Annotated in this window: 12 protein-coding genes; 4 read left to right on the top strand and 8 right to left on the bottom strand. The window is 60.5% G+C overall.

Going from position 1 to position 15,008, the window contains the following annotated elements:
• Nucleotides 1-5: 5 nt before the first annotated feature.
• The 8 genes from panC to thpR all read right to left on the bottom strand — a co-directional run bounded on the left by panC (nt 6) and on the right by thpR (nt 6,635).
• Complete coding sequence (gene panC / locus ACR6AS_RS10580) at nt 6-860, bottom strand: pantoate--beta-alanine ligase (RefSeq protein WP_293774833.1); 855 nt, start codon at nt 858-860, stop codon at nt 6-8.
• A 15-nt stretch (nt 861-875) separates the two neighbouring features.
• Complete coding sequence (gene panB / locus ACR6AS_RS10575; RefSeq protein ID WP_111140285.1) at nt 876-1,670, bottom strand: 3-methyl-2-oxobutanoate hydroxymethyltransferase; 795 nt, start codon at nt 1,668-1,670, stop codon at nt 876-878.
• Nucleotides 1,671-1,753: 83 nt separating this feature from the next.
• On the bottom strand, nt 1,754-2,239 hold the full coding sequence (gene folK / locus ACR6AS_RS10570) for a 2-amino-4-hydroxy-6-hydroxymethyldihydropteridine diphosphokinase (RefSeq protein WP_293774835.1): 486 nt from the start codon (nt 2,237-2,239) through the stop codon (nt 1,754-1,756).
• Nucleotides 2,236-3,654, bottom strand: a complete 1,419-nt coding sequence (pcnB, locus tag ACR6AS_RS10565) for a polynucleotide adenylyltransferase PcnB (RefSeq protein WP_293774913.1) — start codon at nt 3,652-3,654, stop codon at nt 2,236-2,238. Before pcnB ends, folK begins: the two co-directional genes overlap by 4 nt.
• Before the next feature lie 38 nt (nt 3,655-3,692).
• Nucleotides 3,693-4,619, bottom strand: a complete 927-nt coding sequence (gene gluQRS / locus ACR6AS_RS10560; protein ID WP_111140282.1) for a tRNA glutamyl-Q(34) synthetase GluQRS — start codon at nt 4,617-4,619, stop codon at nt 3,693-3,695.
• 73 nt (nt 4,620-4,692) lie between these two features.
• Nucleotides 4,693-5,148: an RNA polymerase-binding protein DksA gene (gene dksA, locus ACR6AS_RS10555; protein ID WP_111140281.1), complete on the bottom strand. Its 456-nt coding sequence runs from the start codon at nt 5,146-5,148 to the stop codon at nt 4,693-4,695.
• Between the two features lie 247 nt (nt 5,149-5,395).
• Entirely contained in the window at nt 5,396-6,100 is a 705-nt protein-coding gene (sfsA, locus tag ACR6AS_RS10550) for a DNA/RNA nuclease SfsA (RefSeq protein WP_111140280.1), read from the bottom strand.
• Nucleotides 6,078-6,635, bottom strand: coding sequence for an RNA 2',3'-cyclic phosphodiesterase (gene thpR, locus ACR6AS_RS10545; protein ID WP_111140279.1), 558 nt, complete (start codon nt 6,633-6,635; stop codon nt 6,078-6,080). Before thpR ends, sfsA begins: the two co-directional genes overlap by 23 nt.
• Nucleotides 6,636-6,665: 30 nt before the next feature.
• Between thpR and hrpB the strand changes: the two genes are divergently transcribed.
• The 4 genes from hrpB to fhuC all read left to right on the top strand — a co-directional run bounded on the left by hrpB (nt 6,666) and on the right by fhuC (nt 15,006).
• The gene (gene hrpB, locus ACR6AS_RS10540; RefSeq protein ID WP_418799247.1) at nt 6,666-9,149 is read left to right on the top strand and encodes an ATP-dependent helicase HrpB; all 2,484 of its coding nucleotides are present in this window, start codon (nt 6,666-6,668) and stop codon (nt 9,147-9,149) included.
• A gap of 98 nt (nt 9,150-9,247) precedes the next feature.
• Nucleotides 9,248-11,770 carry a bifunctional glycosyl transferase/transpeptidase gene (mrcB, locus tag ACR6AS_RS10535; RefSeq protein ID WP_434162073.1) on the top strand — a complete coding sequence of 841 codons (2,523 nt, stop codon included), beginning with the start codon at nt 9,248-9,250 and terminating at the stop codon, nt 11,768-11,770.
• A 200-nt stretch (nt 11,771-11,970) separates the two neighbouring features.
• On the top strand, nt 11,971-14,169 hold the full coding sequence (fhuA, locus tag ACR6AS_RS10530; RefSeq protein ID WP_111140276.1) for a ferrichrome porin FhuA: 2,199 nt from the start codon (nt 11,971-11,973) through the stop codon (nt 14,167-14,169).
• Nucleotides 14,170-14,211: 42 nt separating this feature from the next.
• On the top strand, nt 14,212-15,006 hold the full coding sequence (gene fhuC / locus ACR6AS_RS10525; RefSeq protein WP_434162070.1) for a Fe3+-hydroxamate ABC transporter ATP-binding protein FhuC: 795 nt from the start codon (nt 14,212-14,214) through the stop codon (nt 15,004-15,006).
• The last annotated feature ends 2 nt before the right edge of the window (nt 15,007-15,008 follow it).

Genomic DNA, 15,008 nt, shown 5'->3' with positions numbered 1-15,008 from the left:
GGGAATTACTGCGTCAGGTCAACGATTTGATTATCGATCAGGCGAGCGTTGCCCAGCCAGGCGGCCATCAGCACCACCGCGCGCTGGCTGTCCACCGTCAGGGGTTGCAGCGTGTCCGCATCGCAGATCGCCAGGCCATCCGGACGCAAGCCCTGCGCCAGCAGCGCGTCACTGGCCGCCTCAACGATCTCTTCAATGTGACGCTCGCCGTTCTCCAGCCGCGTCGCCATCTGTTTCATCACCTGGCTCAGCACCGGCGCCAGCCTGCGCTCTTCGGCCGTCAGGTAGCCGTTGCGTGAACTCAGCGCCAGGCCATCCTTCGCCCGCACGGTTGGCACGCCAACAATCTCAATGTCGAAGCCCATATCGGCCACCATCTTACGAATGATAGCCAGCTGCTGAAAATCCTTTTCGCCGAAACAGGCAATATCGGGCTGGACCAGATTAAAGAGTTTGCTGACGATGGTGGCGACGCCGCGGAAATGGCCGGGACGGCTGGCCCCTTCCAGCAGGGAAGAGAGCACCGGCACCTCAACGAAGGTCTGATTCTGTGCGCCCTGCGGATAGACTTCGGCAGGCGAGGGGGCAAAGACCACGTCTACCTGATGACGGTTCAGCTTTTCGCAATCCTCCTGCAGCGTGCGCGGGTAGCGCGCCAGATCGTCGGCACGATCGAACTGCATCGGGTTCACAAAGATCGAGACGATGACGATGTCGCCACGCGCGCGCGCTTCATCCACCAGCGTCAGATGCCCTTCATGCAGATTACCCATAGTGGGCACCAGCGCAATGCGTTTACCCTGCTGACGCCAGCGACGGACTTCCTGGCGCAGCATCAGCAGCGTTTCAATGATCAACACGATGACTCTCCCGGATTACTGGAAACTGTGCTCTGCCGCCGGATAGGTTCCGGCCTCGACATCGGCGATATAGCGGCGAATGGCGGCGCGCACGTCGCCGGTCTCCGCTAGGAAATTTTTAGCAAACTTAGGGATATGGCCGCCGGTCACGCCCAGCGCGTCATGCATCACCAGAATCTGCCCGTCAGTGACGTTACCGGCGCCGATGCCGATCACCGGAATGGTGAGCGCGTCGGTAATGCGCTGCGCCACGGAGACCGGAACGCACTCCAGCACCATCAGCTGCGCGCCTGCGGCTTCCAGCGCCAGTGCATCCGCCAGCAGCTGCTCGGCGCCCGCGTCGTCGCGGCCCTGCACTTTATAGCCGCCAAAGATATTCACAGACTGAGGGGTCAGGCCGAGATGGCCGCACACCGGCACCGCCCGCTCGGTCAGCATCTGCACGCTTTCCGCCAGCCAGCTGCCGCCTTCCAGCTTCACCATGTTGGCCCCGGCCCGCATCAGCTGTGCGGCGCTGTTGAAGGTCTGCTCTGGCGTGGCGTAACTCATGAACGGCAGATCGGCGAGCAGCAGGGCCTGCGGCGCGCCACGGCGAACCGCTGCGGTATGGTAAGCGATGTCGCTGACCGTCACCGGCAGGGTGGAATCATGCCCCTGTACCGTCATCCCTAACGAATCACCGACCAGCAGAACCTGAATGCCTTCCTCGGCAAACAGACGGGCAAAACTGAAATCGTAGGCGGTCAGCGTGGCAAACTTTTTACCGCTGGCCTTGGCCTGACGCAGATGGGAAATCGTGGTGGGCTTCATGGCGCTCTCAACTCAGGAATTCTGATGCGCGCAGTTTACTGGATAGCGTGAAAGAGCGGAATCACAGATGTGCGTTTGTCGCGTCAGCCGTGCCAAAGCACGATGCTGCGGGTATCAAGAGCGGTCAGAAAGGGGCGAAGCGGGCGGCCATCCGGCAGAGAGGCATCCGGTGCAATCGCCAGCAGCGGCACCAGCATAAAGGCGCGGTTCAGCAGGTCATAGTGCGGCACAGTCAGCCGCGGCGTGTTGATGTGCGCCTCGCCGAACAGCATCAGATCGATATCCAGCGTGCGCGGTCCCCAGCGTTCCGCTTTGCGTACCCGGCCATGCTCATGTTCGATGCGCTGGGTATGGTCCAGCAGCGCCTCTGCACTGAGATCGGTCTCCAGCGCCACGGCGGCGTTGAGAAAGTCGGGCTGATCGGGCGGGCCATAGGGCGGTGTGCGATAAAACGGAGAGGTCGCGATGCGCTGCGTCTGCGGCAGCGCATCGAGTGCGGTCAGCGCTGCATCAACCTGATGCAGCGGATCGGCCAGATTGCTGCCTAACGCGAGGTAAACCCGGGTCATGAGACGTTGTGGTTGTCGCGACGGGGGGCGGAAGAGCGGCGGCGCGGACGGCGCGAGCGGTTGCGTGGCACCGGATCGTCGCCCAGGTTATTCAGCATGTTCTTCTGCTGTGGCGGAGCCGCCACCTGGAACTCGCCCCACCACTGGCTCAGACGCAGCAGTTCCGGGTTATTCTCCACCTCTGCACGCAGCGCCAGCAGATCGTAAGCCGCGCGGAACTTCGGATGCTCCATCAGTTTCCAGGCACGTTTACCGTGACGACGCGACATGCGCAGCTGCAACAGCCAGATATCGCGGATCAGCGAGGTGATACGTTTCGGAATCGCCAGCGCGCGGCACGCTTCATCCAGCGTGTCGTTCATCGCCATCGCAAAGGCTTCGAAGTAGGTCAGGCCGCTCTCCTGCGCAATGCGTTCTGCCGCTTCGAGCTGCGGATACCAGAACATGGCAGCAAACAGGAACGCCGGGTTAACGCGCATCTCATTGTGAATGCGGTTATCGGTGTTTTTCAGCACCTGCGCCACCATCCGCTCCATATGGCTGTCGCTGTTTTCCGTGAAGTTGCGCGCCAGCGTCGGGAACAGCGGCTGGAACAGCTGATATTCACAGAGTTTGAGATAGGTGCTGTAGCCGTAACCCGCCTGCAGCAGTTTCAGGGACTCTTCAAACAGGCGTGCGGGCGGAATGTCACGCAGCAGCGAGGCCAGACGCGGAATCGGCTCAGCGGTTTCCGGCGCGATGCGCATATTGAGTTTGGCGGCAAAGCGCGCAACGCGCAGCATACGGACCGGATCTTCGCGATAGCGGGTTTCCGGATCGCCAATCAGACGGATAATGCCTGCTTCCAGATCGCTGATGCCGCCCACATAGTCGCGGACGGTGAAATCGGCCACGCTGTAGTAGAGGCTGTTGATCGTCAGATCGCGGCGCTGGGCGTCATCTTCAATAGAGCCGAAAATGTTATCGCGCAGCAGCATACCGCTCTGGGCGCGCTGCGAACTGTTGCGATCCTCATCGGGCTCTTCCGCCTGATGGTGACCACGGAAGGTAGCGACTTCGATCACCTCCGGGCCGAACATGACGTGCGCCAGACGGAAACGGCGGCCTACCAGGCGACAGTTGCGGAACAGCTTGCGCATCTGCTCAGGCGTGGCATTGGTCGTGACGTCGAAATCCTTGGGTTTTTGCCCTAGTAGCAAATCGCGCACGCCACCGCCTACCAGATAGGCTTCATAACCGGCTTTATTCAGGCGATAGAGCACTTTGAGGGCATTTTCGCTGATGTCTTTACGTGAGATGGTATGGCTTTCACGAGGAATGATGGTCATAAGACGCTCTGGTTCAACCTCTGCTGGGGCTTCCTCTTCATCTCGCTTCAGGACTTTCCGGCAAAAATTAGCTACTCGGGTAAAAATGGGACACCTCGACAGTGGCAATAAGGGTGTAGGTAAAATCAGCGGCTAATCATAGCCTGTTGAGAACCGTTTGAGAATGCTGTTGTCTGTGCATCCGGTTTCAGGGCGTTCTCCTGCGGCATCAAAGCGATATTCCACTGTGCCACCGCATCAGACAGCAGTTTCTCCTGCGTTAAGTCCTGCCAGCCGCTGGAAACCGGCTGCCCGAGGAAGCGTAACGCTGCAACCAGCAGCGGTCGGGCATCGCCCTCCGGCAGGGCGGGAGCGTGATTCTGCTTCGATAACTTATTGCCATCGTGATTCAGCGCCAGTGGCAGATGCATCCAGTCGGGCACCGGCCAGCCAAATTGCTGATAGAGCGCAATCTGGCGTACCGTCGGCTCAATCAAATCTGCGCCGCGCACCACCTCAGTGATGCCCTGAAAGTGATCGTCGACGACAACCGCCAGGTTATAGGCAAACAGGCCATCCCGGCGGTGAATGATAAAATCTTCCTGCGCCAGCGCGGGCTCCGCCTCTATCCGACCGCGCAGGCGATCCTCAAAGGCCAGAACCGGCGTATGCTGGCGTAAACGCAGTGCGGCATTCTCCGGTCCGCGCTGCCGATCGCGACAGTAGCCATCATAGAAGCCACCCATCTGCTGGATGCGGCGTCGGGTACAGGTGCAGTAATAGCTCTGACGATGCGTCCGGAGCCAGTCCAGCGCCTCACGATAGGCCTCATGACGCTGAGACTGCCAGAGCACCTCACCATCCCACGTTAAGCCATAGTGTTCCAGCTGTTGCAGAATGCGGCTGGCGGCACCCGGTACCTCGCGGGGGGGATCGATATCTTCAATCCTTACCCGCCAGAGGCCATTCTGCGCGCGCGCACTCAGGTAACTGCCCAGCGCAGCAATCAGCGAGCCAAAGTGAAGTTCACCAGACGGAGAGGGGGCGAAACGGCCGATACAGGAGGATGACATAGGGGTCAGAAGTGACCACGCAGGGAACGAAACAGCAGGTGCTCCACTGCGTGGTAACAGGCTGGACGCGGCATCAGCCGGCCATTTGTTTCTCACGAATTTCTGCTAACGTCTTGCAGTCGATGCAGAGATCGGCTGTCGGACGTGCTTCGAGACGGCGGATGCCAATCTCAACGCCACAGGAATCGCAGTAACCGAAGTCGTCATCTTCGACTTTCTTCAGCGTCTTCTCGATCTTTTTAATCAGTTTACGTTCGCGATCGCGGTTGCGCAGTTCCAGGCTGAACTCCTCTTCCTGTGCGGCACGGTCAACCGGGTCCGGGAAGTTGGCAGCTTCATCCTGCATGTGCGATACGGTACGATCGACTTCGTCCCGCAATTGATTACGCCAGGCTTCCAGAATCTTACGAAAATGAGTCAGCTGTGCGTCGTTCATATACTCTTCGCCAGCCTTCACCTGATAAGGTTCGACTCCGGCGATAGCGAGAATACTCAGGGACGATGTTTTACGGTTTTGACCTTCTTGCATGTTGCTTCTCCTGGATAACACGCACTATACCCTTTCACTGACGTCTCGCAGGGGCGGGACTGCCAGCCTGCATTTGACCTCTGCGGGGTACATCGATCCCCCATTGGGGAAAAAAACAGGCCGCTATAAATAACAGAAGCAGTCAGGGTTGGCAATTCTTCATGAACACACCTTGACAAGCCTGTGAGGAACAGCGTATTCGGCGTTTAGCACAGAACATTCTTAGCACATAAAATTGCAAAAGATATTACAAGGTTACGCTGATCGGCGATTTAAGAAACATCCCCTGCGCCGACAGTGCTGCCTGGTACGCTAAAACCTCTACACCCTCCTGCTGCGCCTGAGCCAGTTGTTCTGCATACGCCGCATCGATGTGGCGTGCCGGGGAAACGTCCTCAATCCCCGAGTGCAGAACGGCAAACAACAAAACGGCCCGATGGCCCTCTGCCGCCACTGTCGCCAGTTCACGCAGATGCTTTTGGCCTCGAATCGTCACCGCATCCGGAAAATACCCTTTGCCTTCATGTAAAAGAGTGACGGATTTGACCTCAATATAGCAGTTGCGCCGGGCCTCTGCTTTGAGCAGGAAATCAATTCTGCTTTTTTCAGTACCATATTTAACTTCGGCCTGACGCTGGCTGTAACCGGCCAGTGCGGGCAGCCAGTTCTGATCCAGCGCTTCGGCCACCAGCTGGTTGGCACGCAGAGTATTGACACCGATCCAGTGACCCTGCTGCGTTTCGGTCAGCTCCCAGCTATGGGGGTATTTGCGCGTCAGGCTGTCGGAGGTGGAGTACCAGACCCGATCGCCCGGCGTGGCGCAGCCGGTCATGGCACCGGTGTTGGCGCAGTGGATCGTCAGCACCTCACCGTCGGGCGTCACAACATCGGCCAGAAAGCGTTTATAGCGGGCGATCAGACGGGCGGGTTTAAGGGGCGGAGAGAAGTGCATGCGGATCCTGAGAAGAGAGTGGCCAGCTGGCCAGTGCGCGATAGCGGGTCCGGCCCCGGCTGAACTCAGAGGCGAACAGTGAAAAACGGGAGACGCGAAAACGCCAGTGAAAGCCGCGCGGCGGCAACGCTACCGGCTGCGTAGCGTGACGTAGCAGCGTAATGTGCGGATGAAACGGCTGCGGGCTCTGGTGACAGCCATGCCGGGCGGCCTGCGCCCGCAGCAGGCTGGCGAGCTGCAGCAGACCGCGCGGCGCGCGCTGGCAGCCGAGCCAGACCACGCCGGGGCGCGGCCAGTGTCCGGCGTCATCCAGATCGAGATCAAAGCCGGGCTGAACGATGCGTGACGCCAGGGTCTGCAGGCGCTGTGAGGTGTCCGGCGTCACCTCACCCAGAAACGCCAGCGTCAGGTGCAGATTCGCCGCGGCGACCGGCACGCCCGCCTCCGCCGGAAAGGTGTCGGCTCGCCAGCGCACCAGCGCCTGCTGCATATCGTCAGGCAGGCTGAGGGCAAAAAATAAGCGTTGTGTCGCCATGGCGCTCTCCGGCAAATATCACATGCTACAATGCGCGTCATCTTAGCACAGGCAGAAGCGGAGTTTGCTGTGAGCGATTTACCGGTTAGCGCGGTGCTGCCTGACCTTCTGGCGGCGCTGAAAGAGGCCTCTCAAATCCTGCTGGCCGCCCCTACGGGCGCGGGCAAATCGACCTGGCTGCCGCTGCAGCTGTTACAGCAGGCGGGGCTGCCGGGACGGATCATCATGCTGGAGCCACGGCGGCTGGCGGCACGTAACGTGGCGCAGCGTCTGGCAGAGCAGCTGGGCGAGCAGCCGGGGGCCACGATCGGGTTCCGGATGCGCGGCGAAAGCTGCGTCGGCCCTCAGACCCGGCTGGAAGTGGTCACGGAAGGGATGCTCACGCGGATGCTGCAGCAGGATCCGATGCTGGAGGGCGTGTCACTGGTGATCCTCGACGAATTTCATGAACGCAGCCTGCAGGCGGATCTGGCGCTGGCGCTGCTGCTCGATGTGCAGCAGGGGCTGCGCGACGATCTGAAGATTCTGCTGATGTCCGCCACGCTGGATAATGCCCGGCTGGCGGCACGGCTGCCTGATGCGCCGCTGATCGTCTCAGAGGGGCGCAGCTTTCCGGTCGAACGGCGTTATGCGTCACTGAATCAGACGGTGCGGTTCGAAGAGGCGGTCGCCCGGGAGGTCGCCCAGCTGCTGCGGGACGAGAGCGGCTCGCTGCTGCTGTTTCTGCCTGGCGTGGCGGAGATCGAGCGGGTGAAGCGCGAGCTGGAATCCCGGATCGGTGACGATGTGGATCTGACCCCGCTGTATGGCGCGCTGCCGCTGGCGGCGCAGCGACAGGCGATTCTGCCCGCCGCCGCCGGACGCCGTAAAGTGGTGCTCGCCACCAATATTGCCGAGACCAGCCTGACCATTGAGGGGATCCGGCTGGTGGTCGACAGCGCCCTGGAGCGCAGCGCCCTGTTTGACGCCCGCAGCGGGGTCACGCGCCTGCAGACCCAGCGGATCAGTCAGGCCTCAATGATCCAGCGTGCGGGCCGTGCGGGGCGACTGATGCCAGGGATCTGTCTGCATTTACTGCCTCAGGAGCAGGCCGCGCGTGCGGCGGCGCAGAGTGAACCGGAGATCCTCAGCAGCGATCTCTCCTCGCTGTGGCTGGATCTCCTGCAGTGGGGCTGTACACAGCCCGGGCAACTGCAGTGGCTGGATGAACCGCCCGCCCGCCACCTCGACGCGGCAAAACAGCAACTGACCCGGCTGGGGGCACTGGACAGCCACGGCCTGCTGAATCCGCTGGGACGGCGCATGGCGCAGCTGGGCTGCGATCCCCGCCTTGCGGCGCTGCTCTGTGCCGCAGGAGACGATCCGGATGCGGTCGCCAGCGCCGCGCTGCTGGTGGCGATTCTGGAAGATCCGCCGCGCAGCGGCAGCGCCGATCTGCGCGATGCGCTGCACCGGCCTCAGCCTCAGTGGCTGCGGCGGGCGCAGCAGTGGCAGCAGCGGCTCCGGATCCGGGGCGGCCGGGTCGATGATGACCGTTTTGCCGGACTGCTGGCGGCCGGATTTGGCGATCGGCTGGCGCGGCGGCGCGACCAGAGCGGACGCTATCAGCTGGCTAACGGGCTGGGTGCCAGGCTTGATGAGCAGGATGGCCTGACGCGCAGTGAATGGCTGATCGCTCCCGCCCTGTTGCAGACCAGCGCCACGCCGGATGCCCGTATGTTGCTGGCCCTGCCGGTCGATATTGAATCCCTGTGCCAGCAGCAGCCGGCACTGGTGGAGCGCCGGACTGAAGTGGAGTGGGATGAAGAGAAAGGCACACTGCGGGCGTTAAGGCGTGAGCAGATCGGCGCGCTGGTGCTGAAAACCCAGCCGATGGCGCGCCCGGAGCCGGAGGTGCTGCATGCCGCCATGCTGCGCTGGATCGGCGAAAAGGGGCTGTCGGTGCTGGGCTGGACCACAGAGGCTGAGCAGCTGCGTCTGCGCATCCAGTGTGCGGCGCAGTGGCTGCCGGAAGAGCACTGGCCCGCTACCGATGACAGCACGCTGCTTGAGAGCCTGTCACAGTGGCTGCTGCCGCAGATGTCAGCCGTGCGCGATCTCCGCAGCCTGCAGGCGGTGAACCTGACGACCGCACTCTTACATTTACTCACATGGTCACAACGCCAGCGGCTGGATAGTGCGCTGCCAACTCATTACACTGTGCCGACCGGAAGCAGGCTGCCCATTCGCTACGATGCAGATAAGCCGCCCGTATTGGCGGTGAGGATTCAGGAGATGTTTGGCGAAGCGCGTAATCCGGCGGTCGCCGACGGGCGCGTCCCGCTGGTGCTGGAGCTGTTATCGCCCGCCCAGCGCCCGCTGCAGATCACCCGCGATCTGGCGGCGTTCTGGCGGGGAGCCTGGCCGGAGGTCAGGAAAGAGATGAAAGGGCGCTATCCTAAACATCTCTGGCCAGAGGATCCGGCCACCGCCTTACCCACAAGGCGGACCAAAAAAATGTCCCCGCAGGGTTGAGTCCACTGGATCGAATTCAGAGGGTTCTGCCATGCGGCACGCGAGAAAGCAGTTAGAGTAGCGGCGCTGCCGTAAGCACTGCCTGGAGAAGAAAAGTAATGTCTGGGAACGATCGCGAACCAATTGGGCGCAAAGGTAAAGCGTTGCCGCCGCGCAGCAGTACGGGCCGGGGACGACGCAGGGATATCGAACAGGATATCGGTCAGGACGATTTTAATGATGACGAGGAGGAAGCGACGGTGCCACGTAAAGGTAAAGGTGGAAAACCGCCGCGCGGCAAACGCCGTTGGCTGGGATGGATAATCAAACTGTTCCTGGTGTTTGTGGTGGTGATGGCCGCGTGGGGCATCTACCTCGACTCGGAAATTCGCAGCCGCATCGACGGTAAAGTGTGGCAACTGCCCGCTACCGTCTATGGCCGCATGGTCAGCCTGGAACCGGGCATGGCTTATAACAAAAGTGAAATGGTGGCGCTGCTGGAAGGTACCCAGTATCGCGAAGTCTCCCGGATTACCCGCCCTGGCGAGTTCTCGGTGAAGGGCAACACGATTGAACTGCTGCGTCGCCCGTTTGATTTCCCCGACAGTAAAGAGGGGCAGATCCACGCACGCATGAGCTTCACGAAGGATGAGCTGAGCGAGATTAAAAACCTCGAAACCGGCCGCGATTTTGGCTTTTTCCGCCTCGATCCGCGCCTGATCACCATGCTGCAGTCGCCGAACGGTGAACAGCGGCTCTTCGTTCCGCGTACCGGCTTCCCGGATCTGCTGGTCGATACGCTGATCGCCACCGAAGACCGTCACTTCTATGAGCATGATGGCATCAGCCCCTACTCGATTGGTCGCGCCTTCCTGGCGAACATCACGGCCGGTAAAGCGGTGCAGGGCGGCAGTACCCTGACACAGCAGCTGGTGAAGAACCTGTTCCTCACCAACGAGCGTTCGCTGTGGCGTAAAGCGCGTGAAGCCTATATGGCGGTGATCATGGATGCGCGCTACAGCAAAGATCGCATTCTGGAACTCTACCTGAACGAGGTCTATCTCGGTCAGGCGGGCAGCGATCAGATCCGTGGTTTCCCGCTGGCGAGCCTCTACTACTTTGGCCGTCCGGTTGATGAACTGAGTCTGGATCAGCAGGCGATGCTGGTCGGCATGGTGAAAGGTGCGTCACTCTACAATCCGTGGCGTAACCCGAAACTGGCGCTGGAGCGTCGCAACCTGGTGCTGCGTCTGCTGCAGCAGCAGAAAGTGATCGACCAGGAGCTGTATGACATGCTGTCGGCGCGTCCGCTGGGCGTCCAGCCGAAAGGCGGCGTTATCACGCCACAGCCTGCCTTTATGCAGATGGTGCGCAACGAACTGCAGGCGAAGCTGGGCGATAAGATCAAGGATCTCTCCGGCGTGAAAATCTTCACCACGCTGGATCCGGTCTCCCAGGATGCGGCTGAAAAAGCGGTGATTGATGGCATTCCGACGCTGAAAAAACAGCGTGGCCTGAAAGATCTGGAAACGGCGATGGTGGTGGTCGACCGCTTCAGCGGCGAAGTGCGTGCGATGGTCGGCGGGGCAGATCCGCAGTATGCCGGTTATAACCGTGCGCTGCAGGCGCGCCGCTCAATCGGTTCACTGGCGAAACCGGCGACCTACCTTACCGCGCTGAGCCAGCCGAACAGTTACCGGCTGAACAGCTGGATTGCGGATGAGCCGATTGCGCTGAAGCAGCCTAACGGCAGCATCTGGAAGCCGATGAACGACGACCGTCGCTTCAGCGGTAAAGTCATGCTGGTGGATGCACTGACCAACTCCATGAACGTGCCGACGGTTAACCTCGGGATGACGCTGGGTCTGGATGCGGTGGTGGAGACATGGAACAAACTGGGCGTACCGAAAGATCAGCTGCATCCGGTTCCGGCGATGCTGCTGGGTGCCCTGAACCTGACGCCGGTTGAAGTGGCGCAGGCGTTCCAGTCGATCGCCAGCGGCGGCAACCGCGCGTCGCTGTCCGCCGTGCGTTCGGTGATTGCGGAAGATGGCAGCGTGCTCTATCAGAGCTATCCGCAGGCGCAGCGTGTTGAACCGGCGCAGGCCGCATATCTGACACTCTACACCATGCAGCAGGTTGCCGATCACGGCACCGCCCGTGCGCTGGGCGCGCGTTTCCCGAATGCGCATCTGGCCGGTAAAACCGGGACCACTAACGACCTGGTCGACAGCTGGTTTGCCGGTATTGATGGCAAAGAAGTGGCGATCACCTGGGTGGGACGCGACAACAACCAGCCGACTAAACTCTACGGTGCCAGCGGGGCGATGCAGCTCTATCGTCGCTACCTGGATATCCAGGCACCGATGCCGCTGCAGCTGACGCCGCCGGAAGATGTGTCGATGATGAATGTGGACTCTGCCGGGAACTTTGTCTGCGGCACGGGCAGCAGCACCTGGCGTTCGCTGCCGGTGTGGGCGCTGGATCCGAATGCGCTGTGTCAGCAGCAGCAGCAACAGATTCAGCAGCAGCAACAGCTGTTCGATCAGCAGCAGCAGCAACAGCAGCCGGCTCAGCAGCCGCAGGAGCAGAAGGATAGCGACGGCGTAGCGGGCTGGATAAAAGATATGTTTGGCAAATAAACCGGTCTGACCGGTTAAAAAGGGCGCTCCGGCGCCCTTTTTTTTATCCCTGACGATCCGGCGCGTGCTGGCCTGCGCAGGCTGTCACAGCGGGGATTTCCGCTTGCAGTGCCGGAGGCCTTTCGCATATTATCGAAACGTTATAATAATCATTATCGTTTCGATTCGCTTGACTGCGCCTACTGTCCAGAGACACTTTTATGAACGTGCGAACGACTTTTTCTGACAACACCCAAAAAACCTTTTCCCGTCCTCTTCTGGGCATCCTGATCACCCTCAGTCTCAGCGCCAGCCTTCACGCGGCGCAGCCGGAAACCCTGGTCGTCTCGGCCGAGGGCGGCAGCGGCGTCGAAGCGGAAAACCCCTGGGGCCCGGCACCGACGGTCGCGGCCAAGCGCAGCGCCACCGGTACCAAAACTGATACGCCGATTGAAAAAAACCCGCAGTCTGTCTCCGTGGTGACCCGCGAAGAGATGGCGATGCGCAACGTCACCAGCGTCAAAGGGGCGTTTAACTACACCCCTGGCGTGCTGACCGGAAACCGCGGCAGCTCAGACGTTTATGATGCCCTGTCGATTCGTGGCTTCAGCGAAACCAATACCAATCAGTATCTCGATGGCCTGAAACTGCAGGGGGATAACTACTCTGAGTTTGCCATCGATCCCTACTTCCTGGAGCGCGCCGAACTGCTGCGCGGCCCGGTTTCCGTACTGTATGGCAAAAGCAATCCCGGCGGTGTGGTTGCGCTGGTGAGCAAGCGGCCGACGCAGGAAACCCTGCGTGAAGTGCAGTTCCAGATGGGCAACGATAATCTCTTCTCGACCGGCTTTGATTTCGGCGGGGCGCTGGATGATGACGGCGTCTACAGCTATCGACTGACCGGCCAGGCGCGCAGTCAGGATGCGCAGCAGGCGATGAACAAAGAGAAGCGCTACACCATCGCTCCCTCATTCAGCTGGCGTCCCGACGATCGCACCCGCATCGATCTGCTGACCTATTTCCAGAACGAGCCGGAAACCGGCTATTACGGCTGGCTGCCGCGGCAGGGCACTGTCGTACCCATTACCCGCGCCGACGGCAGCCAGTACAAACTGCCGACTGACTTCGATGAAGGTGAGCAGAGCAACAAAATTTCGCGCACCACCAAAATGGTGGGTTATAACGCTGAGCACAGCCTCAACGACACCTGGACGCTGCGTCAGAATCTGCGTTACGCCGATCTGCGCACCGACTATCGCAGCATCTACGGCAACGGTTTTATCCCGGCCACGCAGGCGATCACCCGTGGCTCCGCGACCTCGCACGAGAAGCTGAACCAGTTCGCGGTGGATAACCAGGCGCAGGCAAAATTTGCGACCGGCCAGGTGGATCATACGCTGCTGCTGGGCGTGGATTATCAGCGGACGCGTAACGATATTGATGCCGCCTTCGGGAGTGCAGCCTCTCTGAATGCCATTCATCCGCAGTATGGCAATGACGCAAATGTCGGGGCCCCTTTCCCCTATCAGTATCTGAATAAGCAGGAGCAGACTGGCCTGTATACGCAGGATCAGATGGAGTGGAACCGCTGGGTGCTGACGTTGGGTGGCCGCTACGATTATGCAATGACCTCCGCGCTGAACCGTAATGGTGATTCCGAAATTAAAAACCACGATCAGGCGTTTACCTGGCGCGGTGGTCTTAACTACGTTTTCGACAATGGGATCGCGCCCTATTTCAGCTACAGCGAATCCTTCATTCCTACGGCAGGTACAACATCTGGCGGGCAACCTTTTGATCCGTCCCGTGCGAAACAGTATGAAGCGGGGGTGAAGTATGTGCCGAAAGATCGTCCGGTGGTGCTTACCGCCGCGCTTTATCAGCTGACGAAAACCAAAAACCTGACTGCGGATCCGAACAATGTGCTTTTCAGCGTGCAGAGCGGTGAGATCCGGTCACGCGGCGTGGAGCTGGAAGCGAAAGCGGCGCTGAATGCCAACGTTAACCTGACGGCTTCTTACACCTACACCGATGCGGAATATACTGAAGACACGTTGCTGAAAGGCAAAACGCCGGTGCAGGTGCCGAAAAATATGGCCTCACTCTGGAGCGACTACACCTTCCACGAGACCGCCTTATCGGGCGTGACGGTGGGGGCGGGTGTACGTTATGTCGGCGAGAGCCAGGGGCTTTACAGCACTGGCGCACAGCAGAACCAGAACTTTAAGGTGGCCGGTTACACTACGGTTGATGCGGCGCTGAAATATGACCTGGGCCGTTTCGGCCTGCCGGGATCAACCGTGGGCGTCAACGTCAACAATCTGTTCAACCGTGACTACGTCGCCAGCTGCTACCGTGAATACGCCTGCTACTGGGGCGCGGAGCGTAAGATTGTCGGCACCGCGACCTTCAGGTTCTGATTTAACCGGGCGCGCCAGCGCCCGTTCGCTACAGGGATAACCATGCCGCATCCTCACCCAGAAGAGTCGACCTTTACACTGGACAACGCCGGTTTTGAGGTGCCAGGTCGCACGCTGCTTCAGCCGCTGTCGCTGACCTTTCCGCCGGGCAAAATGACCGCACTGATTGGTCATAACGGCTCCGGCAAGTCGACGCTGCTGAAGATGCTGGGTCGTCATCATGCGGCCAGCCACGGCGAGGTGCGGCTGAATCAGCAGCCGATCGGGCAGTGGAACAGCAAAGCCTTTGCCCGCGAAGTCGCCTTTCTGCCGCAGCAGTTACCGGCGGCAGAAGGAATGACGGTTCGCGAACTGGTGGCGATTGGCCGCTACCCCTGGCACGGCGCACTGGGGCGCTTTGGTCAGGAGGATCGCGACAGAGTCGACGAGGCGATTGCTCAGGTCGGGCTGAAGCCCTTTGCCGGACGGCTGGTCGACAGCCTGTCGGGCGGCGAACGTCAGCGCGCCTGGCTGGCGATGATGGTGGCGCAGAACAGCCGCTGTCTGCTGCTGGACGAACCGACGTCGGCGCTGGATATCGCCCATCAGGTCGAGGTGCTGGCGCTGATAAAAACGCTGAGCCAGCAGCGAGGATTAACGGTGATTGCGGTACTGCACGATATTAATATGGCTGCGCGCTACTGCGACCATCTGGTGGCGCTGCGTCAGGGCGCGATGATTGCCGACGGGGACGCCGACGCCCTTATGCAGGCTGACGTGCTGGCGGCGATTTATGGCATCCCGATGGGCATCCTGCCACATCCGCAGGGCGGCGCGCCGGTCAGTTTTGTCTGTTAAGG

This window comes from Pantoea phosphatilytica (assembly GCF_051025615.1).
Lineage (GTDB): Bacteria > Pseudomonadota > Gammaproteobacteria > Enterobacterales > Enterobacteriaceae > Pantoea.
The sequence above is the reverse complement of the archived record's forward strand: the minus strand, read 5'-3'. Positions and strand labels throughout refer to the sequence as shown.